Source organism: Nocardia kruczakiae NBRC 101016, assembly GCF_001612965.1.
GTDB classification, from domain to species: domain Bacteria; phylum Actinomycetota; class Actinomycetes; order Mycobacteriales; family Mycobacteriaceae; genus Nocardia; species Nocardia kruczakiae.
In genome coordinates, this window is record NZ_BDBL01000032.1 from 17,507 (window position 1) to 41,025 (window position 23,519).

Below are 23,519 nucleotides of genomic sequence, written 5' to 3' on the forward strand. Positions count from 1 at the left end.
TGATGGCAGGCATCGACGGACATCCGGCCCACCAGGCGCCGGTTCCGCTGGACGAATATCCGGTGCACCAGACGCCGCTGTCGCTGGCGCGCGCGGCCACCACCGACCGAAACTTCTACGACCGCAGCTACTTCAACGCGCACGATCGCAGCGGCGGCACGATGCTGGTCACCGGCTTCGGCGTCTATCCGAATCTCGGCGTGATCGACGCCTACGCCGCGGTCCGCCGCGGCGATATCCAGCGCACGGTCCGATTCTCGGACGCACTGCCACCGCGCGATCTGAACATGAGCGTCGGCGGCTATCGCATCGAGGTGATCGAACCGCTGCGGCGCGTCCGGGTGATCTGCGAGCACGACGATCTGTCGTTCGACCTCACCTATGACGGGTCGTTCCCCGCCGTCCAGGAACAGCCGCATCTCATCCACACCGGCAGCCGGCCGATCATCGACGCCTCCCGGTTCGCCCAGGTCGGCTCCTGGTCGGGGACCCTGCACGTCGACGGTGACGACATCGCCGTCGATCCGGAGATCTGGATGGGGACGCGAGACCGGTCCTGGGGTATCCGCCCGGTCGGCGAGACCGAACCACCCGGCCGCGACGCGAGCGAACCGGCGGCCGGATTCTGGTGGCTCTACGTGCCGCTGCGGTTCGACGACTTCGCGATCGTGGTCATCGTGCAGGAGAACCCGGACGGCTTCCGCACCCTCAACGACGCCGTGCGGGTGTGGCCGGACGGGCGCGTCGAACAGTTGGGCTGGCCGCGCATTCACCTCGACTATCGTTCCGGCACGCGGATTCCCGTCTCCGCGCGGCTGGACATGACCGCCGGTGACGGCTCGCCGCTGACCGTCGAGGTACGGGCGCACACCTGCATTCCGCTGCATATCGGCTGCGGTTACGGCGGCGATCCGGATTGGCTGCACGGGCAGTGGAAGGGACGCGACTGGTCGTCGAGCAGCAGCTACGACCTGACCGATCCGGCGGTGGCCGGGCGCATTCCGTGGGGTGTGATCGACCACGTCGGACAGGCGCGGTGCGGCGACGCCGAAGGCTGGGGACTGTTCGAACACGGCAGCCTCGGTCGTCACGACCCGACCGGCTTCGCCGATTGGACCTCGGTCGCACCGTAACCCGAGCCCGCTCCGCGAGCGGCATTGCCGGGCCGCTCCGCGAGCCGTGTTGTCGAGGCCGCTCCGCGAGCCGTGTTGTCGGGGCCGCTCCGCGAGCCGTGCCCGATGTGAGCTGGATCTCAGGTACCCTGCGACGGATCGACGCCGGGCCGCCGGCCCGGGACGGCACAGCGAGAGGCAGGCACGATGAGCGGTTTCCGTGTTTCGCGTGGTACCTCCCAGGTTCTCCCCGGCCCGGCACTGTCGTCCGGGCGGGCTCGGCGCGCCCGCACCCGGGCCGGGTTCGTCCTGGCGGCCGGGACGCTGGCGGGCGCACTACTCCCGATCGTGGGGGCGGCCCCGGCCGAAGCGACGGTGGCGCCCACGATCGCGGTCTCGATGTCCGGTTCGGCACTGAGCCCGGTCAGCGGGGCGCTGGTCGGCTGCGCCCAGAACGCGGTGGCGACGGTGCGCAACCCGGACGGCAGCCCCGTCACCCACGGCACGGTCGACTTCTTCAGTCACCTCTCGGGGATCAGCGGCAATATCGTCGGCACCGCGCCTGTGGTGAACGGGGTCGCCAGCATCGGCTGGATGCCCGACCGGGCAGGCGAACACGTCGTCAGCGCGGTGTACTACGACGGACTCCCGGAACTCTCACCGGTCGCCGGATACACCATCGTGACGACCGCCAGCATCGGCGGCGCCTGCGTATAAGGCGTTGCGGTACAGCAACTTTCGCATCCACCCGGCCGGATCCGCACAGTCGCGGATTCGGCCGGTTGTCGCTCGAGCCGTCTATCCGGCGGGTTCGTCGAGCCCGGACCACGATCCGATCAGAGCCGGGCACTCGTGGTACCGCCTGCGAAGCAGAGCCGGCGAGTACGGCGGGCGTCCTGCGTTCATTCCTCCTCCGCGACGGCGACCGTGATCGTGCCGAACGCCGTCTTCGGCACGATCAGCCGCCCGCGCCGTCCCCAGCGCACCCAGGCGAGCAGCGCGGCCGCTTCGGCGACACTCGGCGTGCCGACCGCGACGGCCGCACGGTCGCCCGGATGAGGAACGTCGACGTGAGCCAGTTCGTCCGCACCGAATCCGATCACCGGTACATCGAACGCGGCGGCGGCCGCCACCACTCCCGGCTCCTGCGCCCGTCGATCGATCGTGGCAAGACACCGGATCGCGGTGTTCCCCACCACTGTCCGCACGGCAGCAACGATGGCTTCGGCCGCCGGATCGGGCCGTGACCCGATACCCACGATCACCGCCCCGCTCATCGGTCCCGCCGTCACACGCCGGCGTGCGCCGCGGCGAACTGTCCACACGCCGCGACGAAACGTACTGTGGCCGTGGGATTTCCGGCGGGATGGGTATGCAGATAGGACGCATGCACCCGGTGGGCCACCGCGCCTTCCCGGACCGCGGCCTCGTCGGTGCGCCATCCCCAGGCGGGCGGGTTCGATCCCGTGGCGACCAGGCGGGTGCGGTGGAATTCGTGGCCGCGCACGCGTTCTCCGGTCCGCCACAGCACCGAGTCGGTCAGCGCTACGGCATCGCGGTAGCCGAGAGTCAGGCGCGGTCCGAATTCGGCGGTGGCATCGAGGACTCCGGCCATGCGGTGCCCGTCCAGCGAGCGGGTCAGATAGAGCAGGCCCGCGCATTCGGCATGTATCGGCATCCCCCGGGCCGCGGACTCGGCGACCGCGGTCAGCAGTGTCGCATTCGCGGCCAGATCGGCGGCATGTTCCTCCGGGAAGCCGCCGGGCAGCACCAGACCGGCTGTGCCCGAGGGCAATTGCTCGTGCAGCGGATCGAACACCGCCACCTGCGCCCCGGCCGCCAGCAGCAGTTCACGATGTTCGGCGTAACCGAAGGTGAACGCCGGCCCGCCCGCCATCGCGACGACGGGCGCCGGCTCTCGCACCACACTTTCCAGCGCCGACGCCGGCACGGGTATCTCCGGCCCACCGCTGGTGTGCCGCGGACTCGCCGTCTCCGCCGAGAGCTGCGGCGTTCCGGTCGCGGGTGCCGGGTCATCGGACGGCAACGCCGTCGCCGTTGCGGTGCCCTCCCCCAGCTCCGAGGCGTCGAGGGCGGTCCCGCTCTCGCCGGGATCCCGCCACCGGAGGTGTGGGGCCGATGCCGCGACCTCTCCGATCGGATCCCACGCGGGCCCGTCCACGTCGGCGGCGGCCAGTCGCGCGACCGCACCCACATCGATGTGCGCGCCGACGAGTTCGGTCATGGCCTCGACCGCCGCATGCGCCGCGGATCCGTGCTCGACGGCCGGAACGAGGCCGAGATGCCGTGCGGGAACCGATAATTCGTCCATGCGTGGCAGCGCGCCGAGCACCGGCAGGCCGACCCGGGCGCAGGCGGCGCGCAGTACCTGTTCGTGGCGCGGGCTGCCGACGCGGTTGAGGATCACGCCGCCGAGCCGGATCCCGCTGTCGAAGGTCGCGAAGCCGTGCAGCAGGGCGGCCAGGCTCTGACTGTGGCCGCGCGCGTCGACGACCAGCAGCACCGGGGCGCCGAGCAGCGCGGCGACCTGGGCGGTCGACCCCTCGGCGATCGGGGCGGGATTCGAGGCGTCGATCCGGCCGTCGAACAGGCCCATCACGCCCTCGACCACGGCCACATCGCAGCCCGCGCTGCCGTGCCGGTACAGCGGCACCACCCGCTCGGCACCGACCAGCACCGGATCCAGATTGCGTCCCGGCCGCCCGGCGGCCAGACCGTGATACCCGGGATCGATGTAGTCGGGTCCCACCTTGAACGGCGCGACCCGATGTCCGGCACGGCGCAGCGCTCCGATCAAACCGGTTGCCAGCGTGGTCTTTCCGCTGCCCGAGGCGGGCGCGGCGATCACCACGGCCGGAGTGGTCATCGGCCGGCCGCCGTCACCACTCGATACCCCGCTGGCCCTTGCGCCCGGCGTCCATCGGATGTTTCACCTTGCTCATCTCGGTGACCAGATCCGCCGCGTCGACCAGCGCCTGCGGGGCGTCGCGTCCGGTGATCACCACATGCTGGTTGCCGGGCCGGTTCCGCAGCGTCTCGACCACCTCGTCGGAGTCCACCCAGCCCCATTTCAACGGGTAGGTGAACTCGTCGAGGACGTAGAAGCGGTGCTGTTCGGCGGTCAGCCGGCGCGCGATCTCCCGCCATCCGGCCAGGGCCGCGGCGGCGTGGTCGTCCTCGCTGCCCTGTTTGCGGGTCCACGACCAGCCCTCACCCATCTTGTGCCACTCCACCGGGCCGCCGGTGCCGGTCTCCTCGTGCAGCCGGCCCAGGGTGCGGAAGGCGGCTTCCTCACCGACCTTCCATTTCGCGCTCTTCACGAACTGGAAGACCGCGATATCGAAGCCCTGATTCCAGGCCCGCAACGCCATCCCGAACGCCGCGGTCGACTTACCCTTGCCGGGACCGGTGTGCACCGCCAGCACCGGCTGATTACGCCGCTGACGAGTGGTCAGCCCGTCGTCGGGAATCGTCTCCGGAACGCCCTTCGGCATCGCTGCATCCTCCTGGTCGAGCACCTACGCATCACATTCCCACATCCGTACCCCGTGCCCGCCGCGTGGGTCCGGCGGTCCTGCGGTCCGACCGGTATCGAGCGAACGCTCACGCCGCCAGGTGATGCGGCAGCCCGGACTTGACGGCGGCGGCGACCGAATCGCCGGTGAGCTCGCCGAGGCGCAGGTAGGTCGCGCGCAGCTCCCGGGCGAATTCGGCGGCCAGCCCCAGGCGGACCATACCGCGCTCGCAGTCGACGACCACACCGGCCACACCGTCACGGGCGAGCAGGCGGGCGGCGGCGCGGGCACGCGGGATCGGGTCGACACCGCCGGTGGCGCGGCCGTCGGTGAGCAGTACGACCATCGCGCGACGCTGCGGATCGCGGACATGTTCGCGAGCCACCACCTCGCGTGCCTTCAGCAAACCTTGTGCCAGGGGGGTTTTGCCGCCGGTGCGCAGATCGGCGAGGCGGCGCACGGCGATATCCACCGAGGAGGTCGGCGGCAGCACCAGTTCGGCCTCGCTGCCGCGCACGGTGATCACGGCGACCTTGTCGCGGCGCTGATAGGCGTCGCGCAGCAGGGCCACCACCGCCCCGGTGACCGCCGACAGACGATCGCGGGCGGCCATCGACCCGGAGGCGTCGACCACGAACACCACCAGATTGCCTTCGCGCCCTTCGCGATACGCGCCCCGCAGATCAGCCGCCTCCAGTGCCAGCGGGCCGTCGACGCGGCCGCGCGAATGCTGATGGGGCGCGGCGGCGAAGAGGGTGCCCAGCAGATGCAGGCCAGTGGAGGTATCGGTGACCGACCGCACCACCCGGCCGTGCCGGGTGTGGGCGCGGGATCGGCGTCCGGGAGCGCCCTCCCCGACTCCCGGGATCTCCCAGTGGGGCGGGCGGGCAACGGAATTCGCCGGTGCCGCCGCACTGCCCTCGCGGGTGCCGCCGCGCGGACCGCCTCCCGGTGAGCCGGGGCCGTCGTCGTCGGGGCCCTCGTCGCCGGGCCCGTTGTCGTCGGGGCCGTTGTTCTCGGGAGCGCCGGCGTCCGTATCCGGCTCCCGCTGGTCATGCTCGAAGTCGCGCTGCGAATCGGGCTCCGATTCCGGTGCGTCGTCGCTTGGTGTTTCGTCTTCTGCGGCTCGGCTCTGCTCGGTACGGGCCCGCTCGGCCTCCTGTTCGGCATCGCGCATCGCATCGTCGAGTTGTTCGTCGGTGATACCCGGTTCGTCGAACGGATCGCGCCGACGGCGGTGCGGCAGTGCCAGTTCCGCGGCGATACGCACGTCGTCGGCAGTGACGCAGTCACTTCCGCGCCACGCCGCGTGGGCCGTCGCGGTCCGCGCCACCACCAGATCCGCGCGCATGCCGTCGACGTCGAAGGATGCGCACAGCGCCGCGATCCGGCGCAGTTCGATATCGTCGAGCGCCACCTCGGCGAGGCGTTCGCGCGCGGTGAGAATGCGCTCGGCGACGTCGCGATCGGCCGCGGCGTAGGCGGCGGCGAAGCCGGCCGGATCGGCCTCGTAGTCGAGGCGGCGGCGCACCACGGCCATCCGCACGTCCACATCGCGGGAGGCCGCGACGTCGACGGTGAGGCCGAAGCGGTCCAGCAGCTGCGGGCGGAGTTCACCCTCCTCCGGGTTCATGGTGCCGACCAGGACGAACCGAGCCGGATGCGAATGCGACACCCCGTCGCGTTCGATATGCACCCGCCCCATGGCCGCCGCGTCGAGCAGGACATCGACCAGATGGTCGTGCAGCAGATTCACTTCGTCGACGTACAGCACGCCGTGATGGGCGGCCGCCAGCAGCCCGGGCCGGAACGCCTGTTCTCCGTCGCGCAGCACCCGCTCCAGATCCAGCGATCCCACGACCCGGTCCTCGGTGGCACCGACCGGCAGCTCCACCAGCCGGGCGGGCCGCTGCCCACTCTCGTCGGCCACCGGCGGCAACAACTGCGCAAGCGCCCGCACCACGGTCGATTTCGCGGTCCCCTTCTCCCCGCGCACCAGCACCCCGCCGATCCCCGGATGCACCGCACACAGAATCAGTGCCAGCTGCAGCTGCTCCTGCCCCACCACCGCCGAGAACGGAAACCCCGCCTCACCGTCGTGATGCGCGGACACAGCCGATGCGGATTCACCTCGGAAATCGGACACGCCCCCACTGTATGCGCGCCCCGTTCCGCCCCCGCACCGGGCTGCCCTGTCCGCTAGATCCGCTCCCCCGCAGCGATCCGCCGCACCACCAGTGGCAACACCACATGTTCGACCTCGAGCACGCGCGCGGCCAGGGTTTCCACGGTGTCGTCCGCGAGCACCGGAACCTCGCGATGGGCGAGCACCCGTCCGGTGTCGTAGTCGGCGTCGACCAGATGCACCGTGGGCCCGGTGACCGCGACGCCGGACGCCAGCACCGCGTCGTGCACGCGCTGGCCGAACATGCCGGCGCCGCCGAATCGCGGCAGGGGCGCCGGGTGGATGTTCAGGATCCGGGAATCGAAATGCCGGCGCGTTCGTGGTCCGAGTTTCTTCATATAGCCCGCCGTCACCACCCAGTCGGTCGTGTGCTCGGCCAGAGCGGCGCGGATCGCCTCGTCCAAGGCGTCGGGGTCCGGATGTGTCGCGCCCGAGAGATGACGTGTGGGAATGCGATTCTCGCGGGCGTAGGCCAGACCCGCGGCATCGCTGTTGTTGCCGATGACAACCGCGATCTCGAAGCGTGCACCGGGTTCGAGCGAGGACCGGTGGAGGGCGCGAAGATTCGAGCCGTGGTGTGAGACGAGCACGCCGACTCGGAGATTGCGCACACCTCGCAGTTTCCCACAGCCGTACGAGGGATTCGGCGCGCTTCTCATCCGCCGAATACGCTGGGCCGGTGCGGGATGTGGTGCGGGGCTTCGGGTATCTGATGCGGGGGCAGCGGTGGGCCGCGGCGCACCGCCGGGAGCTGGGGCTGGGGTTGCTGCCGGGCCTGGTCTCGATGGTGCTGTATCTGGGGCTGCTGGTGGCGCTGGTGTGGTTCGCGGGGGATCTGGTGGCGTGGGCGACGCCGTTCGCGGCGGACTGGTCGTCGCCGTGGCCGGGGCTGCTGCGCGGCGGCCTGGCCGTGCTGCTGGTCCTGCTGGGGCTGTTCCTGGCGGTCATCACGTTCACCACGGTGACGCTGGTGATCGGCCAGCCGTTCTACGAGGCCCTGTCGGAACGGGTGGATCGGTCGCTGTCGGCTGACGGGCGTGCGCCGGAATCGGGCCTGCCGCTGTGGCGGGAGGTGTGGATCGGCGTTCGCGACGGGGTGCGCATCCTGATCCGGGCGGCGGTGTGGGGTGTGGCGCTGTTCTGCGCCGGATTCCTGCCGCTGGTCGGGCAGACCGTCATCCCGGTGCTCGGGGTCTGCGTGGCCGGGTTCTTCCTGGCGCAGGAATTGACCGCGGTCGCGATGCTGCGCCGTGGAATCGAGGTGCGCGAACATCTGACGATGCTGCGTTCGCATCGAATGCTGGTGTGGGGCTTCGGCATCCCGCTGGCCGCCGCATTCCTCGTGCCGTTCGTGGCGATCGTCCTGATGCCGGGTGCGGTCGCAGGCGCCACGATGCTCGCCCGCGAACTGTGCGGTGCGGACAGCGATCCGGCACCGAATCCGTTGCGGGACTGAGTTTCCCGCGACACGAGAGGGCCCCGCACCCGACGAAGGGGTACGGGGCCGAAATCTCCGTGGTGGATCCGCCACTCAGCCCCTGCGCATGGGGATGTGCGCGATCCCGTCTTCCTCGTACTCCTCACCGTCGGGTTTGAACCCGTGCTTGGTGTAGAGGTCGACCAGATAGGTCTGGGCGTTCAAACGCACTGTCGCCGAACCGGCTTCGGCGATGGCCGCCTGCAGCACGCGGGTGGTGTAGCCGTGACCGCGCGCCTCGGGTGTGGTGCACAACCGCCCGATGCGGAACGACTTCACCCCGTTGTCGTGCTCCTCGAGCAGCCGCAGGGTGCAGATGATCTCACCCTCGTCGTCGAGCCAGAAGTGGCGTGTCTCGGGGAGCAGATCGAGCCCGTCCAGTTCCGGATAAGCGCATTTCTGCTCCACGACGAACACTTCGACGCGCAGTTTCAACAGCTTGTACAGCGTCGCGGTATCGAGATCCGCGGCCCACGACCGTTTGAGCGCAACCGTTGACATCATCGCGTCTTGCTATCACATGATTCAGCTGTGCGCGACCCCTGCGGCGATCGGCGTGTTGTCCGCACGGCCGCTGCCGTTGAGATTGAGGGCCTTGGTCGACCAGTCCCACACCTCGTGGAACAGCGCCTGGTTCTCCGAGAGCTTCACACCCAGCGACGGCACCATTTCCTTGAGTTTCGGCGTCCAGTCGGCGTATTCGTTCGGGAAGCAACGCTGCAGCACGTCGATCATCGCGCTGACGCAGGTGGAGGCGCCGGGCGAGGCGCCGAGCAGTCCCGCGATGGAACCGTCGCCGGCGGCGATCACCGCGGTGCCGAGTTCCAGGACGCCGCCCGCACCCTTGCGCCGGATGATCTGCACGCGCTGACCGGCGGTGATCAGCTCCCAGTCGTGACCGTCGGCGCGCGGGATGAACTCCTCCATGGTGTTCACCTTGCCCGCCGGCGACTTCAGCAGCTCGCTGACGAGGTACTTGACCAGGCCGAGTTCGGTGACGCCGACACCCAGCATCGGGGTGACGTTGCCGGCCCGCACCGACTTGAGCAGGTCGCTGAACTTACCGTCCTTCAGGAACTTCGGGGTCCAGCCGGCGTAGGGGCCGAACAGCAGGCCCGGCTTGCCGTTGATGACACGAGTGTCCAAGTGCGGCACCGACATCGGCGGCGCGCCGACCGCGGCCTTGCCGTAGACCTTGGCGTCGTGCTTGGCGATCAGCTCGGGGTTGGTGCAGCGCAGGAACTGGCCGCTGACCGGGAATCCGGCGAAGCCCTGGATCTCCTTGATGCCGGCCTTCTGCAGCAGCGGCAGCGCGTAGCCGCCCGCGCCGACGAAGACGAATTTGGCGTCGATCGTGCGCGAGGTGCGGGTGCGGGTGTTGCGGACCTTGACCGTCCAGCTGCCGTCGGACTTCTTGGACAGGTTGCGCACCTCGTTGCCGAACGCGATCTCCACGCCCGAGGAACCGAGGTAGGCCAGCAGCTGCTTGGTCAGCGCTCCGAAGTCGATATCGGTGCCGGTCTGGGTCCAGTTCAGCGCGACCGGCTCGGAGAAGTCGCGGCCCCGGGCCATCAGCGGCAGGCGGCGGGTGAACTCGTCCGGGCTGTCGATGAACTCCATGCCCTCGAACAGCGGGTGCCGCGACAGCGCCGCGTGGCGCTTGCGCAGATAGTCCACACCGTCGGCGCCGTGGCAGAAGCTCACGTGCGGAATGGGATTGATGAAGCCCGACGGGTCGGCGAGCACGCCGTTCTCGGCACCGTAGGCCCAGAACTGGCGCGACACCTGGAAGCGCTCGTTGATATCGATCGCCTTGGTGATGTCGACCGAACCGTCGGCGGCCTGCGGCGTGTAGTTCAGCTCGCACAGCGCCGAGTGGCCGGTGCCCGCGTTGTTCCACGGGTCGCTGCTCTCGGGCGCAGCCGCGTCCAGCCGCTCGAACATGGTGATCGACCAGTCGGGCTGCAACTGGCGAAGCAGTGCGCCCAGGGTGGCACTCATGATGCCGGCACCGATGAGGACTACATCGGTCTTTTCAGTCATCGCAGCGTTCGGCACGGGGTGATCGACTTCCTTGTCCAGCGCGGGCACTTGGTGAGCGGGTAATGAGGTTACCCGCCGTTCACTTCAACTTGATTCTGCCCCTCACCATGCCCGTTTCCGAAACCGTCACACATGCAGGTTCGGCACGGCTCGCCGTGCACGCCCCTGAGCGGGTCGAATATCGTGAAGCTGTGACGAACGAGACGCCCCTGGCCCCGTCGACCACCCACGCCTGGCAGCCCGACGTCCTCGGGGAGGAATATCGGCAGCTGACCATTCCGCTCGGGCCCGATCCCGACGGTGAGGGCATCGTCGACGCCACCCTGGTCCGCCACGAGCCCGATATCACCGAGCCGGCCACCGGTGCGGTGCTGTACGTGCACGGCTTCACCGACTACTTCTTCCAGAAGCATCTCGCCGAGCACATGAGTGCGCGCGGCTACCGCTTCTACGCCCTGGACCTGCGCAAGTGCGGACGCTCCCGGCGCCCCGGCCAGACCGCGCACTATGTCAGCGACCTGCGGCTCTACGACGCGGAACTGGATCGCGCGCTGCAGATCGTGCGCGAGGAGACCGGATTGCCGGTGCTGCTGATGGCGCACTCCACCGGCGGCCTGGTGTTGCCGCTGTGGCTCAACCGCCGCGACGCCGCCGCCGAGGGCATCACCGGACTCGTTCTGAACAGCCCCTGGTTCGATCTGCAGGGTCCGGCCTACTACCGCCACATCGGCACCGCCGTGATCGACGGAGTGGGCCGGTTGCGCGCGATGACGCGCCTGCCCGGCGGCGAGCTGAGCACCTACGGCGACAGCCTGCACACCAGCGTCTCCGGCGAATGGGACTACGACCTGGACTGGAAGCCGCTGGGCGGGTTCCCGGTCCACCTGGGCTGGTTGCGCGCCATCCGCCGCGGCCATGCGGAACTGCATCGCGGCCTCGACGTCGGCGTTCCGGCGCTGATCCTGCGCTCCAAGGTGACCAAGTTCATGCGCAAGTACGGCCCGGCCGCCGATGTGTCGGATGTGGTGCTCGACGTGCGCCAGATTCAGCGCTGGTCGGGATGTCTGGGCGGGCGCACCAACATCGTGCCGATCGAGGGCGCTCGCCACGACGTGTTCCTGTCGGCGCCGGAGGTGCGCTCCCACGCGTTCACCGAACTCGACGCGTGGCTGAGCTGGTTGCGCGACTTCCGCGCCTGAATCACGTTGCCGCGCAGGGTGTTCGCCGGGGACCTATCGGGAGCCCGGGCTCACCACAGACCCGAGCGCAGCACGATCTCGGTGGCGAATTCGTGATCGGCCTTGATCGGCACCTCGGCGGTGTCGACCTGGGTGACGCGGAATTCGCCGAAGACGTGGCGACCGCAGGAATCGGCGACCGCGCGCGGCAGGTCCTCGGTGGCGATGACTGTGGTGGGTAACTCCACCGCCGGGCAGGTGGCATCGGCGGCGGTTCCGTCCACGGCCACGGCCGGATGCGGACGCCCGGCCACCACCAGTCCGACGAACCGGCCGAAGCCGCGCGCGCCCAGCTGCCAGGCCAGTTCCGCGCCCGCGCCGTAACCGGCCAGGTTGGCCCAGGCCACGCCGAGATCGTCGAGGATGGCGTAGACCGCGGCCTTGTCCAGGCCGTCGATCGACTCCACCGTGATGGTGCGCAGATCGGAATTGTGCAGTCGCTCGCACACCTGGTCGTAGATGTCGGCCGGAGCTCCGGCGTCGGGTAGCAGCAGCACCGTATGCCTGGACTCCGGCCCGCCGACTCGTACGGTCCAGGCGCGGTCACCGACCGCGATTCGCCGGGTCTCCATGCCGATCAACGCTACACGGGAGCGGACGGGCGCACCCCATGTCCTCGGCCACGTTCATCGCCCGGTGATGACGCGGATCGCACCGCTGTGAGGTGGGCGGCCTCGGCACCTGCCCCGCCGGACCCGGGCACTCAGCGGCCGACGGTGAGAGTGGGCAGCCCCGCGGGTGCGCCGTCGCTGATCAGGCGCTCGAGCGCCGCGATGTCGAGGTGTTTCTCGATCAGGTCGGCGAGCAGATCCAGTTGAGCGGTGCGCACCGCCTCCACACAGGTATCGGCGGCGACCGCGAAGCCGGTGCGACCCGCCTGCCGCGCGGCCTCCCGCAGCCAGGCGCGGCGGAACTCGTCGGATTCCAGCAGCCCGTGCAGATGTGTGCCGCGAACGGCCCCACGCACGCTGCCTTCGCCCCTGTCCGGATCCGTCTCGGCACCGCTGGTCTCGACCCAGGCGGGATCCCCGCTGCGCCGCACCCGGCCGTGGTGAATCTCATAGCCGGACAACGGGATTCCGGCGACCGCTCCCCCGCTCGCCGCGCCGTGGCCGGCACTGCGCCGCAGTACCTTCGGATCGGCGAATTCGATCTCGAGGTCCAGCAGGCCGAGACCGGCGACCTCGCCCGCCCCGGATTCGACGTCGTCGTGGATGCGGCGACCGAGCATCTGATAGCCACCGCAGATACCCAGCACCGGCTTCCCGGCGCCGGCGTGCGCCACGATCGCGTCCGCGATTCCGTTGCGGCGCAACCAGTTCAGGTCCGAGACGGTGGATTTGCTACCCGGAACGACGACCACATCGGCGCCTGCCAGCCGCGACGGGTCGCTCACCCAGCGCACCGAGACTCCCGGTTCGCACGCCAGCGCCTCGATATCGGTGGAGTTGGAGATGCGCGGCAGCCGGATCGCGGCGACGCTCAGCCATTCGGTGCCCACCGGCGGGCGCGGCCTGCCGACCGGGGCGTCGGCGACGGTGCCCAGGGAATCCTCCGCGTCGATCCACAGCTCGTCGCTGTAGGGCAGGACCCCGAGCGTCGGGCGGCCGGTGAGCTCGGTCAGCTGGTCCAGCCCCGGTCGCAGCAATTCCACGTCGCCGCGGAACTTGTTGACGATGTAACCCGAGATCAGCCGCTGATCCTCGGGATCGAGAATCGCCACGGTGCCGAACAGGTGCGCCAGCACCCCGCCGCGATCGATATCGCCGACCAGCAGGACCGGCAACCGCGCCGCCTGCGCGAGGCCCATATTCGCCAGATCGGTCGCGCGCAGGTTGATCTCGGCGGGTGAGCCGGCGCCCTCGCAGATCACCACGTCGAATTCGGCACGCAGGGCGGCGAGTTCACCGGCCACCACCTCGCGCAACCGCCGCCGGTGCCGGAAATAGTCACGGGCGCCCACGGTGTCGACGGCGATACCGCGCACCACCAGCTGGGAGCGGCGATCGCTGCCGGGTTTGAGCAGTACCGGATTGAACCGCACGCTGGGTTCGAGCCCGCAGGCGCGCGCCTGCAACGCCTGTGCCCGGCCGATCTCACCCCCGTCCAGGGTGACGACCGAATTGTTGGACATGTTCTGCGCCTTGAACGGCGCCACCCGCACGCCGCGCCGTGCCAGCATCCGGCAAAGGCCGGCCACCACCACGCTCTTACCGGCATCGGAGGTGGTGCCGGCGATCAACAGCGCGCCGTTCACCGCGTCACCGCGCCCGACCGCAGCGGCGAACCTCATGGGAGCGTGAGGATTTCGGCGCCTTCCTCGGTCACGACCAGCGTGTGCTCGAATTGCGCGGTCCACTTGCGGTCCTTGGTGACCACGGTCCAGCCGTCGTCCCAGATGTCGTAATCGATGCCGCCGAGGTTGATCATCGGCTCGATGGTGAAGGTCATGCCCGGCTCGATGACCGATTCGATGGCGGGCTGGTCGTAGTGCAGGATCACCAGGCCGCTGTGGAAGGTCGGGCCGACACCGTGACCGGTGAAGTCGCGGACCACGCCGTAGCCGAAACGGTTCGCATACGACTCGATGACGCGCCCGATCACGTTCAGCGCGCGCCCGGGTCGCACCGCCTTGATGGCCCGCATGGTGGCCTCGTGGGTGCGCTCCACCAGCAGCCGGGCCTCCTCGTCGACGTCTCCGGCGAGGAAGGTGGCGTTGGTATCGCCGTGCACGCCGTTGATGTAGGCCGTGACGTCGATATTGACGATGTCACCGTCCTCGATCACCGTGGAGTCCGGAATGCCGTGGCAGATCACCTCGTTCAGCGAGGTGCAGCAGGATTTGGGGAAACCCTTGTAACCCAGGGTCGACGGGTAGGCCCCGTGATCGCACAGATAGTCGTGCACGACCGCGTCGAGGTGGTCGGTGGTGACGCCCGGGGCGACGGCTTTACCGGCCTCCTGCAGCGCCTGGGCGGCCAGTTTGCTCGCCAGCCGCATCTTCTCGATGGTCTCCGGCGTCTGCACCCACGGTTCGCGGCCCTCGTTCACGGTCTTCTTCCACGCGTACTCCGGCCGCTCGATCGAGCGCGGCACCTCGCGCACGGGAGAGAGTGTTCCGGGGGCGAGCGGCTTGCGGGTGCGCACAGACATGTATTCAGACTATCCGGCCCGGGGCGCGGCCACGGCGGCGACGCCGCTGTGCGCTGGGGTTACCGGGCGGGCGGCGCGGTGACGCCGCTGACGAGGTCGGTATAGCCGTCGACCAGTTCGGCGAGGTGATACCAGTGCTTGTGGGTGGTGTCGCTGCGGGCGCCGTCGCGGTCGATGGCGCGGTTGGCGGCGACCCAGCTGCCGGCCATGCGGTCCACCATCGGCCCGAGGACATCGGTGCGCAGCGCGACGCCGGTGCGATAACCCGGCAATTCGCGTTCGACCCATTCGTTGATGTCGTCGATGAGTTCCCCACGGCGGCAGTCGATTTCCGCGATGAGAATCGGATCGGCGATCTGCGCGCGCCGGGTGTGCAGTTCGGCCAGCGCCCGGGCGGACCGCAACAGTTCACGGTCCTGGAATCGCCGACCTTGGAAGGCGCACAACAATTGCGGGGCTGCGGGTAACGCACTGGCAATCGAAGTCGTCATCGTCGCACCGTCATCACTGATCTCCGGATTTCGCTCGTCCGTCGTTCGGATCGAATGTGGCGAATTCAAGGGTAGATCGGATTCTGCTCTTGCATATGCAAGAACGCAAGATTGCGTCCGCATTGCTGGAATCACGGTGTGGTCACAGTGTTCCCGGTGCCGGGATAGGCCTGCGACGTGCGCTGATGCCTCGAGAACGACTGCGCTGGTAATCATTTCACGGGCCGTCCATTCATGGCCGGAACCCGCGACGGCGCGTCGGCGGTGATCACGCGACGCGCTCAGCGTGGCGACAAGCCACGCAAAACGATCTCCATACCGCCGCGGAACTCGTCCTCGGCGGAGATGTCGCGGGCCTGCGCGGCGGTTTCGATGAGGTACGGATAGTCGTCCGGCGGCAGCGTAGTGATCGCCACGGTGCCCGCACCGCCGATCGCGGCATGGTGTTCGTTCTCCAGACAGCCGAGCAGGAAGGCCACCAGCGTCCGCTGAGCTATCACTCGCTCCCGCCCCGTGAAACCGCCCGCGGTGAGTGCGGCGAGGGTGGCATCCATCCATCGCAGTGCGGCCGGACTCGCATGCCGATGCCGCGGCACCAGCGGAGCCGCCGCCGGATGGGCCGCGACCGCCGCCCGCATGCGCTCGAGCAGTACCGCGATCCTCGCCCGCCACTCGGCGTCGACGGGGGTGGACACGTCGACGTCGCCGAGCAGCCGGTCGACGATCAGCACTTCGAGAGCCTCCCGGTCGGCCACGTAGCGATACAGCGCCATGGTGGCCATGCCCAGTTCGGTGGCCACCGCGCGCATGGTGAGACCGGGCAGGCCCGCGCGGTCGATCACGGCGAGGGCCGCCGTCGACAGATCCGCGGTGGTCAGCGAGCGAGGGCGGGGCACGGATTGACAGCGTACAAGATACGCGCATACTGGTCCGTAGGCGTACGTGGTACACCTACCTAACCGAGGAGCATGCATGTCGGCACCCACCACCGTCGCGAGCCGGACCCTGACCGCGGTCACCGGCGAACCCATTCCCGTCCCGGATCCCGATCGCCTCATTCATCTGCAATTCCGCCGGTTCGCCGGATGTCCGATCTGTCATCGCCATCTGCGCACCTTCGTCACCCGGCATGCCGAGATCGAGGCCGCCGGAATCCGCGAGGTCGCCGTCTTCCATTCCGCGGCAGCCGAATTGACCGACTATGCCGCCGATATTCCGTTCGACCTGATCGCCGATCCGGACAAGACGCTGTATCGCGAATTCGGCGTGGAATCCGCACCTCACGCACTGCTGCATCCGCGGGCGTGGCCCGGTATCGCACTGGCGATCGGCAGCGCCGTCGGCCCGATGGCACGCGGCGAACAACCCACCCCTCGCGGCACCCCACAGGGCGGCCGCCTCGGCCTGCCCGCCGATTTCCTCATCGCCTCCGACGGTTCCCTTGCCGCCTCCCACTACGGCACACACGCCGACGACCAGTGGACGGTCGACGAAGTGCTCTCCCACGCAAGGGAAAACAGCTGAGGACGGTCCGGCCGGATCAGCTCGTGCTCGCGCGCATCTCCCAGATCAGCACCTCGCCGGTGGCCGTGATGCGGACCGCGTCACCGGCGGACAAGGTCGCCTGCCCGTCGGGCGCGCCCTCGAAGACGGCGGATCCGCGGGCGAGGAAGATGTGGCCGAACGGCGCCTCCGGTACCAGGACCGAACGGCCCGGATCCAGCCGTGCGACAGGGAAGGCCGCGTAGCGGTTGCCGAGGGTTCCCGGGCGGGCACATCGCGCCGGGACCTGCGCGGCGGGCGGTATGCTCGCCCGACCGTTCCCATATCCGTGGAACGTGCTCGAGCGTCCCGAATCTCACAAGGAGTACGCGCGCGATGGCAGGTAAACGCACGGTGCTGACGGTTCAGCTGCGGCGGCTCGCCGCACTGCTGTCGGAGATGCGTGAGCAGGCGGGGATCAGCAAGGAGGTGGTCAGCGCCCGCACCGGTATCAACGTCACCACGCTCTACCGGATCGAAACCGCGCAGGCGCGCCCGCAGCGACGCACCCTCACCGCGATGCTCGACCTGTACGGCATCGGCGAACCACAACGCTCCGACGCGGTGCAGTTGCTGATGGAGGCGCAGAAGCCGGGCATGTCGCGCCCGTTCGAGGCGGCCGTCTCGGAGGTCTACGCCGCCTACATCAACTTCGAGACCGAGGCGCTGTCGGCGCGCCTGTTCCAGACCTCGTTCATCCCCGGCCTGCTGCAGACCGAGCGCTACGCGTGGGCCGTGCTGGACACCGCGATGCCGAAGGTCGAGACCTCGGTGATCGAACAGCGCCTGCGGGCCCGGGTCGAGCGCTCCAAGGTGCTGACCCGCGACGGGAATCCGCTGGAGTTGTGGGTGGTCCTCGACGAGGCCGCGATCCGCCGGGTGGTCGGCGGGCCCGAGGTGATGCGCGAACAGTTGCTGCGCCTCACCGAGGACACCGACAAGCGCAATGTCATCCTGCAGGTGCTGCCGTTCGGCGCGGGTGCGCATCCGGCGATGGTCGGCTCCTTCGTCGTCCTCGACTTCCCGGATCCGGCCGACCCCGAGCTGGTTTACGTCGAAGGGATCGCCGGCGACGATATCGTCGAGGGCCACAACGAGATTCGGCGCTTCGGGGTGATGTTCGACCAACTGCGCGCGATGGCGTTGAGCCCGCGCGATTCCGCGGAGATGATCAACGAGATCGCCGACGGCCTGCGCTGAGCGACGGCACCGCTCACTCCCGGCTGGCACGCCGGAAGCCGACCGCCGCCGGCACCGCGAACACGACCATCGCACCCACCGACCATCCCACCGTCGCCCACAGCGGCCCGCGCGCCGGCTCGCCGAGCGCCAGCGCGCTCATCGAGTCGATCGCCGTGGACAGCGGCTGATGGGCCACGATCGGCTGCGCCCAGCCGGGATAGGCGGGCAGCGGGACGAATCCGGTGCTGAAGAACATCAGCAGCGAGGACCCGAGCGAAATGGCCTCCACCACGAACGTTTTGGCCGAATACACCGCCACCGCCGTCACCATGGTGGCGAATCCGATTCCGTAGAGCAGCGGCACGCCGAGGACCGCGAGCGCGGCGGCGGGACGGTGGAACCGGAAACCGAGCGCCATGCCCACCGCGAACAGCACCACCGTGCAGAGCACGATCCGGGCGACCTCGGCGAGCAGCCGCGACAGCAACCCCGAGGCGCGGTGTACCGGCAGCGCCCAGAAGCGGCCCAGCAGACCCGCGTCGCGTTCGCGGCCCAGCGTCACCGCCCCGGCCAGCGATCCCGACATCACCGACACCACGGTCACCATCGGGACCGAACCGTAGAGCGCGTCGACCCCGGAGAACGACGAGATCTGCCGGCCGAGCACCGTATTCAGCATCACCAGCAGCAGCGCCGGGAACACCAGGATCTGCGCCGTCGTGAGCGGATCGCGGCGCCAGCGCCGCAACAAGCGGCCGGTCTGCACCAGGGTCTGCGGCAGCAGATATCGCCAGCGCTCGGTATCCACGTGCACGGTCGCCATTTCGCGCACGGCGGTGTCGGCCCCCGTCATCGCTGCCGCCGCACGGCCAGTACCACCGAACCGCCGCCGAAGACCAGCAGCCCGGCCACCGTCCACACCACCCCCGGCCCGATCGTCGACCGATCCACCGCCGTCGCGAAACCCGGCTTGTCACCGGCGAGCGCCCGCATCGCGTCGACGAACTGCGACACCGGCTGATTCCGCGCGAAACCCTGAATCCACGGCGGGAATTGGGAGGCCGGCGCGAATCCGGTGGACACCATGCCGAGGATCAACTGCGGCAGCATCAGCACCTGGGTGGTGGCCTCCGGCGATTTCGACAGCGCACCCAGCAGATCACCGAACAGTCCCAGCATCACCCCGACCGACACCGAGAACAAGACGAAACCCACTGTCTCCCAGGGACTTCCGCCGAATCGGAAACCGATCACGTGTGCGGCCAGCAGCGCCGCCGCCAAGGCGATCACGATGCGGTATCCGGTGGCGGCGGTGCGGGCCATGAGCGGCGCGATCGGCGGAATCGGCATGGTCGCCAGCCGGGCATCGAGACCGTCGCGGGCATCGACCGCCGCGCGGAGCGCGGCCGCGGTCGCGCAGAACGACACCGCCTGCATGACGATCATCGGCATCAGGAACTGGGCGTAGCTGCTCGCCCCGTGCCCGGCGAAACTCATCACCCGATTCAGCGGGACGTAGAACCCCAGGGTGAACACCGTCGGCGCCAGCACCGCCGTGAGCACCTCGCCGTTGCGCAGCGACGGCCGGATCTGGCGCCGGGTGAGCACCCAGCACGGTAGCCACCAGCCGCGCAGCACGGCGTGCGCGCCCCGCCGCGGCATCGCCTGGATTCGCACAGTCATCGCCTGCTCCGTTCGCACCCGGTCGGCATCCGTCCATCACACCAGACCCGGGGCCGCCGCGGCGCTATCTCCGCGCAAGCGGGGTCCGATTCGCGATGTATGTCGCGACCTACCGGCTCTCGTCCCGGACGAACCGGACCAGGCCGCGTGGTCCTCCCACCGTCTGCGGCGCGGGCAACTAAGCTGTGCGCCGTGCTCGAACCCCAGCCTGCCGTCGCCCCCCATCCGGATATCGCCCATCTGGCTCCGCTGCTGGGCACCTGGCGGGGCTCCGGTCACGGGGAGTACCCGACCATCGAACCGTTCGACTATCACGAGGAAATCCGGTTCGGCCACGTCGGCCGGCCGTTCCTCACCTACCGGCAGCGCACCCGCCACGCCGGCGACGGCCGCTCGCTGCACGCCGAGACCGGCTATCTGCGCTCGATCGGCGCGGACCGGGTCGAGCTGATCCTCGCTCACCCCACCGGGATCACCGAGATCTGCGAGGGACGGATCGCCGTCGCCGAGGACGGGCTGCGGCTCGAACTCGATTCCACTCATATCGGCAACTCCAGTACGGCGAAATCGGTCACCGCGCTGGGCCGCTCGATCCATCTGTCCGGGGACACGATCGACTACAAGCTGCGGATGGCGGCCGTCGGGCAACCGAAGCAACACCATCTGTCGGCCAGCTTGCACCGCGCTGAACAGAATTGAAAATTAACGGGGTAACCAGGCTTTTCATGGCCTTTTCCGCTGCGCGTTCCGGTGCAGGGGGTTGTCGGCGCGCGGTTCGCCGGTTTACGGTTTTCCAGGTCGGCTAATAGTCGGCGAACCCGATGGTTCGATGCCAGTGGCTCTCACTCACCGACAAGGGAGAAGACCATGAAGCGTTCGACGCTCACGCTGATCACCGCGGGGATGATCCTCGCCGGGACCGGGGCCGTGGAGATTCTGGGAGACGGTTCGGCCGGGGCGTCACCCCCGACCGAGCACGCGACCTCGGCACCCGTCGGTGGAACGGAGGTGCAGGGACAATAAACGGCACCCGAACTACCCAGCCTTCACCCCCGTGACCGGACGCACCGAGCGTCCGGTCACGATTGTTTCAGGCACTCCCCGGCGGCAGAGCCGCCAGCATATCCCTGGTCACCGCGACCGCATTATCGGAACTCCCGCCGCGCACCAGCAGCGTGGCCCAGGCGAGATCGCCGCGATAGCCGATGAACCACGAATGCGATCCGCCGTCGACCTCCGCCTCACCGGTCTTGCCGAACACTTCGCCCTGGTCGGCGATCCGCTCCGCCGTACCGCCGGTGACCACCTTGCGCATCATCGCCTGCAGCCCCTCCACCACCTGCGGCGACAGGCCCGGCCGATCGCCGTGCACGGCCGTCTCGTGCCCGGAGATCAGATACGGCGTCGGCGCCGCCCCGTGCGCGACCGTCGCCGCCACCAGCGCCATGCCGAACGGGCTGACCACCACCTTTCCCTGGCCGATGCCGTCCTCGGTGCGGACCACCTCGTCGTCGGCGCGCGGCACCGAACCCGATACGGTCGGCAACCCGGCCACGGTGTAGTCCGGGCCCACGCCCATCCGCGCCGCCGCGTCGGTCAGTGCCGTCCCCGGCAGTTCGCTGGCCAATTTCGCGAAGGCGGTATTGCAGGAACGCTCGTACGCCGTCGACATCGGCACGTCGCCGAGGGAGAACTCGTCGTAGTTCGGAATCGTGCGCTCCCCCACCACGATTCGGCTCGGGCACGGGACGACGGTATCCGGGTTCGCGATGTCGGCGGTCATCACGGCGGCGGCGGTGACGGTTTTGAAGGTGGAGCCGGGCGGATACAGCCCGGTCGTCGCGACCGGGCCGTCGGTGTCGGCGGCCTCGTTCTGCGCCACCGCGAGGATCGCTCCGGTGGAGGGCTGGATCACCACCATCATGGTCTGCTCGCGACGCGGGTCGACGGCTCGCTGCGCGGCGTTCTGCACGGTGCGGTCGATACTCAGCGAGAACGACGGCGCCGGTTGCGGCGCAACCTCTTTCAGCACATCGGTGTCGACACCGTCGGCATTCACGGTGACCACACTCCAGCCGGCCTTGCCGTCGACCTCGTCGATGACGGTCTTGCGGATCTGGGTCATCAGATCGGGCGCGAAATGCCGGTCGGTCGGGATGAGGTCCCACTGCCGGTCCGTGGTCACCCCGGGCAGGCCCAGCAGCTGTCCGCTGACCTGATCGAATTCCCAGTCGCTCAGGCCCAAGACGAGTGCGGGGCCGTGCTGTTTGCGGGCGGCGGCCAGGATCGCGTCGGTGGTCAGGGTGTCGTCGAACTGCTTCAGTGCGGCCGACAGCGCACCGGCGACATAGCCCGGGTCCGGGGCGTCGGACACCGTGAACGAGATCCGGTGCACTACACCCGGAACCAGGACGTCGCTGCCGGATCGTTCGTTGACCCGGGCGCGCGGCGCCGGGGTGGTGCGCAGGTGCAGACTCTGGGTGTCACCCAATTTCGGGTGGATGTCGGACGCGCTCCAGCGCACCTTCCACTGCCCGCCGCTGCGGCCCATCTGCAACTGCCCGGAGTAGGTCCAGACGCGGTCCTTCGGCAGTGTCCACTCGTAGGTGTAGTCGACGGTGGCGGTATCGCCGGTGACGCGCGCGGATCCGGTGTGCGCGGTCAGGTGCTGGGCCTGCAGGTTCTGCCATGCCGAAGCCAGTGCCGCCGAGGCCTTCTCGGGCTGCGTGGTCAGATCGGCGGCGTCCGCCGGATCCTGCCGGGCGAAGGCCGCCAGGAAGGAGTCGGCGGCGGCGACCGGCCCCTGCGGTCCGGACGAACACGCGCCCGCCGTCATCACCACGGCGGCGGCCGCACTCAGCACCAGCGCGCGGGGCGCCCACGCGCGCGGCGCACATCTCGACTTCGACATCGCCACCGATGGTAGCCAGCCGGTCGCTGGTAAACGTTGCGACACACTGGTTTTGCCCGGTGCGCGACGGAACCGGGCGTTCAGTCCACGAGGATCGTCGCGAATGTCGCGACCTGATGGAAGCCGACCTTGGCGTAGGCGCGGCGAGCGGCCTCGTTGTAGGAGTTCACGTACAGGCTCGCGGTCCGCCCCGCCGCGACCACCGCATCGGCGACCGCGGCCGTCCCGGCGGTGCCCAGGCCGCGCCCGCGCCACTGCGGATGCACCCAGACACCCTGGATCTGGCCGGTCCGCCGCGACATGGCCCCCACCTCGGCCTTGTAGACGACCTCACCGTCCTCGAAGCGCGCCCACGCGCGGCCGGCTTCGATGAGGCTCGCGACGCGGCGCCGGTATCCGCGACCGCCGTCACCGGCCCGCGGATCGACGCCGATCTCCTCGGTGAACATGGCGACCGCGGCGACCAGGTACCGTTCCAGCTCGTCACCGCGCACGCGGCGCACCTTCGGATCGGGGACGGCCTGGGCGCGGCCGTCGAGGGCCAGCAGCGGCTGATCGGCGCGGATCTCGCGCGGCGGACCCCATCGCTGCTCCAGCGTCTCCCACAGCGGCAACGCCAATTCCTGGCGGCCCACCACCGAGGAGCACACGCGCGGCCAGCGGGCCGCGCGGTCGGCGAAGGCCCGCATATCGTCGGTCGTCCCGCGCAGCGGCACCAGATTGGCGCCGGAGAAACACAGCGAATCCGCCGGGGTGCCCCGCGTCCACAGTTCTCCGCCGCCGCGATTGTCCAGACCGTATTCCTGCAGGCGCGCGGCCACCATGCACCCGGCCACCGGATCGGTGTCCAGCACTTCCAGCACCTGCGCCAGATCGCGATCCGCGAGCTGACGAGCACCGGAAATCCGTGACCGGCGCGACGGTTCCAGCACACTCCGCACGCTCCCAGCCTGCCATGAACGTCGC

The 23,519-nt window shown here is 69.4% G+C and carries 24 protein-coding genes; 8 read left to right on the top strand and 16 right to left on the bottom strand.

From position 1 onward, the window contains the following. Positions 1–2 precede the first annotated feature (2 nt). Together NK1_RS22620 and NK1_RS22625 are read left to right on the top strand one after the other, a co-directional pair. Positions 3–1,133: an Rv3169 family protein gene (locus NK1_RS22620; RefSeq protein WP_063011684.1), complete on the top strand. Its 1,131-nt coding sequence runs from the start codon at positions 3–5 to the stop codon at positions 1,131–1,133. A 186-nt stretch (positions 1,134–1,319) separates the two neighbouring features. Next, positions 1,320–1,829 carry a hypothetical protein gene (locus NK1_RS22625; protein ID WP_063011686.1) on the top strand — a complete coding sequence of 170 codons (510 nt, stop codon included), beginning with the start codon at positions 1,320–1,322 and terminating at the stop codon, positions 1,827–1,829. 185 nt (positions 1,830–2,014) lie between these two features. Here the strand turns inward: NK1_RS22625 and NK1_RS22630 are convergent, their stop codons facing one another. The 5 genes from NK1_RS22630 to purN form a co-directional block, all read right to left on the bottom strand. Continuing rightward, positions 2,015–2,389, bottom strand: coding sequence for a cobalamin biosynthesis protein (locus NK1_RS22630; protein WP_063906088.1), 375 nt, complete (start codon positions 2,387–2,389; stop codon positions 2,015–2,017). An 11-nt stretch (positions 2,390–2,400) separates the two neighbouring features. Then, entirely contained in the window at positions 2,401–3,999 is a 1,599-nt protein-coding gene (locus NK1_RS22635) for a cobyrinic acid a,c-diamide synthase CobB (RefSeq protein ID WP_063011688.1), read from the bottom strand. Between the two features lie 13 nt (positions 4,000–4,012). Further along, positions 4,013–4,627, bottom strand: coding sequence for a cob(I)yrinic acid a,c-diamide adenosyltransferase (gene cobO, locus NK1_RS22640; RefSeq protein ID WP_063011794.1), 615 nt, complete (start codon positions 4,625–4,627; stop codon positions 4,013–4,015). Between the two features lie 109 nt (positions 4,628–4,736). Beyond that, positions 4,737–6,794 carry a magnesium chelatase subunit D family protein gene (locus NK1_RS22645; protein WP_084461389.1) on the bottom strand — a complete coding sequence of 686 codons (2,058 nt, stop codon included), beginning with the start codon at positions 6,792–6,794 and terminating at the stop codon, positions 4,737–4,739. Positions 6,795–6,847: 53 nt separating this feature from the next. Next, on the bottom strand, positions 6,848–7,444 hold the full coding sequence (gene purN / locus NK1_RS22650; protein ID WP_063011692.1) for a phosphoribosylglycinamide formyltransferase: 597 nt from the start codon (positions 7,442–7,444) through the stop codon (positions 6,848–6,850). A 68-nt stretch (positions 7,445–7,512) separates the two neighbouring features. Here purN and NK1_RS22655 point away from each other — a divergent pair, with 68 nt between their 5' ends. Then, positions 7,513–8,289 carry an EI24 domain-containing protein gene (locus tag NK1_RS22655; RefSeq protein ID WP_063011694.1) on the top strand — a complete coding sequence of 259 codons (777 nt, stop codon included), beginning with the start codon at positions 7,513–7,515 and terminating at the stop codon, positions 8,287–8,289. A gap of 75 nt (positions 8,290–8,364) precedes the next feature. On the opposite strand, the gene NK1_RS22660 is transcribed toward NK1_RS22655, so the two are convergent. Next, the gene (locus tag NK1_RS22660; RefSeq protein WP_063011696.1) at positions 8,365–8,814 is read right to left on the bottom strand and encodes a GNAT family N-acetyltransferase; all 450 of its coding nucleotides are present in this window, start codon (positions 8,812–8,814) and stop codon (positions 8,365–8,367) included. Between the two features lie 21 nt (positions 8,815–8,835). Beyond that, positions 8,836–10,353 carry a malate dehydrogenase (quinone) gene (gene mqo, locus NK1_RS22665; RefSeq protein WP_063011796.1) on the bottom strand — a complete coding sequence of 506 codons (1,518 nt, stop codon included), beginning with the start codon at positions 10,351–10,353 and terminating at the stop codon, positions 8,836–8,838. A 191-nt stretch (positions 10,354–10,544) separates the two neighbouring features. Between mqo and NK1_RS22670 the strand changes: the two genes are divergently transcribed. Continuing rightward, a complete protein-coding gene (locus tag NK1_RS22670; protein ID WP_063011698.1) occupies positions 10,545–11,552 on the top strand; it encodes an alpha/beta hydrolase in 1,008 nt (335 codons plus the stop codon). Positions 11,553–11,602: 50 nt separating this feature from the next. Here NK1_RS22670 and NK1_RS22675 read toward each other — a convergent pair whose 3' ends face one another. The 5 genes from NK1_RS22675 to NK1_RS22695 form a co-directional block, all read right to left on the bottom strand. Continuing rightward, positions 11,603–12,163 (bottom strand): hypothetical protein, encoded by a 561-nt coding sequence (locus tag NK1_RS22675; RefSeq protein WP_063011700.1) that lies wholly within the window; start codon positions 12,161–12,163, stop codon positions 11,603–11,605. A gap of 131 nt (positions 12,164–12,294) precedes the next feature. Next, the gene (locus tag NK1_RS22680; RefSeq protein ID WP_063011702.1) at positions 12,295–13,884 is read right to left on the bottom strand and encodes a cobyric acid synthase; all 1,590 of its coding nucleotides are present in this window, start codon (positions 13,882–13,884) and stop codon (positions 12,295–12,297) included. After that, on the bottom strand, positions 13,881–14,744 hold the full coding sequence (map, locus tag NK1_RS22685) for a type I methionyl aminopeptidase (protein WP_063011704.1): 864 nt from the start codon (positions 14,742–14,744) through the stop codon (positions 13,881–13,883). Before map ends, NK1_RS22680 begins: the two co-directional genes overlap by 4 nt. Before the next feature lie 59 nt (positions 14,745–14,803). Continuing rightward, the gene (locus NK1_RS22690; RefSeq protein WP_084461418.1) at positions 14,804–15,235 is read right to left on the bottom strand and encodes a hypothetical protein; all 432 of its coding nucleotides are present in this window, start codon (positions 15,233–15,235) and stop codon (positions 14,804–14,806) included. Positions 15,236–15,516: 281 nt separating this feature from the next. Further along, entirely contained in the window at positions 15,517–16,131 is a 615-nt protein-coding gene (locus tag NK1_RS22695; protein WP_063011706.1) for a TetR/AcrR family transcriptional regulator C-terminal domain-containing protein, read from the bottom strand. A 76-nt stretch (positions 16,132–16,207) separates the two neighbouring features. Between NK1_RS22695 and NK1_RS22700 the strand changes: the two genes are divergently transcribed. Both NK1_RS22700 and NK1_RS22710 read left to right on the top strand, forming a co-directional pair. After that, complete coding sequence (locus NK1_RS22700; RefSeq protein WP_063011709.1) at positions 16,208–16,759, top strand: peroxiredoxin-like family protein; 552 nt, start codon at positions 16,208–16,210, stop codon at positions 16,757–16,759. A 354-nt stretch (positions 16,760–17,113) separates the two neighbouring features. Continuing rightward, positions 17,114–17,977 carry a helix-turn-helix domain-containing protein gene (locus NK1_RS22710; protein WP_036503530.1) on the top strand — a complete coding sequence of 288 codons (864 nt, stop codon included), beginning with the start codon at positions 17,114–17,116 and terminating at the stop codon, positions 17,975–17,977. A gap of 13 nt (positions 17,978–17,990) precedes the next feature. Here the strand turns inward: NK1_RS22710 and NK1_RS22715 are convergent, their stop codons facing one another. Continuing rightward, a complete protein-coding gene (locus NK1_RS22715; RefSeq protein WP_084461396.1) occupies positions 17,991–18,812 on the bottom strand; it encodes an ABC transporter permease in 822 nt (273 codons plus the stop codon). Next, positions 18,809–19,642 carry an ABC transporter permease gene (locus NK1_RS22720; RefSeq protein WP_084461400.1) on the bottom strand — a complete coding sequence of 278 codons (834 nt, stop codon included), beginning with the start codon at positions 19,640–19,642 and terminating at the stop codon, positions 18,809–18,811. Before NK1_RS22720 ends, NK1_RS22715 begins: the two co-directional genes overlap by 4 nt. 183 nt (positions 19,643–19,825) lie before the next feature. Here NK1_RS22720 and NK1_RS22725 point away from each other — a divergent pair, with 183 nt between their 5' ends. Continuing rightward, positions 19,826–20,341: a peroxynitrite isomerase gene (locus NK1_RS22725; protein ID WP_439955958.1), complete on the top strand. Its 516-nt coding sequence runs from the start codon at positions 19,826–19,828 to the stop codon at positions 20,339–20,341. A gap of 168 nt (positions 20,342–20,509) precedes the next feature. Next, entirely contained in the window at positions 20,510–20,665 is a 156-nt protein-coding gene (locus NK1_RS34670) for a hypothetical protein (protein ID WP_157104394.1), read from the top strand. A gap of 67 nt (positions 20,666–20,732) precedes the next feature. Here the strand turns inward: NK1_RS34670 and NK1_RS22730 are convergent, their stop codons facing one another. Both NK1_RS22730 and NK1_RS22735 read right to left on the bottom strand, forming a co-directional pair. Then, positions 20,733–22,553, bottom strand: a complete 1,821-nt coding sequence (locus NK1_RS22730) for a penicillin-binding transpeptidase domain-containing protein (protein ID WP_084461404.1) — start codon at positions 22,551–22,553, stop codon at positions 20,733–20,735. 80 nt (positions 22,554–22,633) lie between these two features. After that, entirely contained in the window at positions 22,634–23,494 is an 861-nt protein-coding gene (locus NK1_RS22735; RefSeq protein ID WP_084461406.1) for a GNAT family N-acetyltransferase, read from the bottom strand. Positions 23,495–23,519 lie beyond the last annotated feature (25 nt).

Coding starts and splice junctions, on each gene's coding strand:
- NK1_RS22620 (WP_063011684.1), top strand. CDS start 3: ATGGCAGGCATCGACGGACATCCGGCCCACCAGGCGCCGGTTCCGCTG.
- NK1_RS22625 (WP_063011686.1), top strand. CDS start 1,320: ATGAGCGGTTTCCGTGTTTCGCGTGGTACCTCCCAGGTTCTCCCCGGC.
- NK1_RS22630 (WP_063906088.1), bottom strand. CDS start 2,389: ATGAGCGGGGCGGTGATCGTGGGTATCGGGTCACGGCCCGATCCGGCG.
- NK1_RS22635 (WP_063011688.1), bottom strand. CDS start 3,999: ATGACCACTCCGGCCGTGGTGATCGCCGCGCCCGCCTCGGGCAGCGGA.
- cobO (WP_063011794.1), bottom strand. CDS start 4,627: ATGCCGAAGGGCGTTCCGGAGACGATTCCCGACGACGGGCTGACCACT.
- NK1_RS22660 (WP_063011696.1), bottom strand. CDS start 8,814: ATGATGTCAACGGTTGCGCTCAAACGGTCGTGGGCCGCGGATCTCGAT.
- mqo (WP_063011796.1), bottom strand. CDS start 10,353: ATGACTGAAAAGACCGATGTAGTCCTCATCGGTGCCGGCATCATGAGT.
- NK1_RS22675 (WP_063011700.1), bottom strand. CDS start 12,163: ATGGAGACCCGGCGAATCGCGGTCGGTGACCGCGCCTGGACCGTACGA.
- NK1_RS22680 (WP_063011702.1), bottom strand. CDS start 13,884: ATGAGGTTCGCCGCTGCGGTCGGGCGCGGTGACGCGGTGAACGGCGCG.
- map (WP_063011704.1), bottom strand. CDS start 14,744: ATGTCTGTGCGCACCCGCAAGCCGCTCGCCCCCGGAACACTCTCTCCC.
- NK1_RS22690 (WP_084461418.1), bottom strand. CDS start 15,235: ATGACGACTTCGATTGCCAGTGCGTTACCCGCAGCCCCGCAATTGTTG.
- NK1_RS22700 (WP_063011709.1), top strand. CDS start 16,208: ATGTCGGCACCCACCACCGTCGCGAGCCGGACCCTGACCGCGGTCACC.
- NK1_RS22710 (WP_036503530.1), top strand. CDS start 17,114: ATGGCAGGTAAACGCACGGTGCTGACGGTTCAGCTGCGGCGGCTCGCC.
- NK1_RS22715 (WP_084461396.1), bottom strand. CDS start 18,812: ATGACGGGGGCCGACACCGCCGTGCGCGAAATGGCGACCGTGCACGTG.
- NK1_RS22720 (WP_084461400.1), bottom strand. CDS start 19,642: ATGACTGTGCGAATCCAGGCGATGCCGCGGCGGGGCGCGCACGCCGTG.
- NK1_RS34670 (WP_157104394.1), top strand. CDS start 20,510: ATGAAGCGTTCGACGCTCACGCTGATCACCGCGGGGATGATCCTCGCC.
- NK1_RS22730 (WP_084461404.1), bottom strand. CDS start 22,553: ATGTCGAAGTCGAGATGTGCGCCGCGCGCGTGGGCGCCCCGCGCGCTG.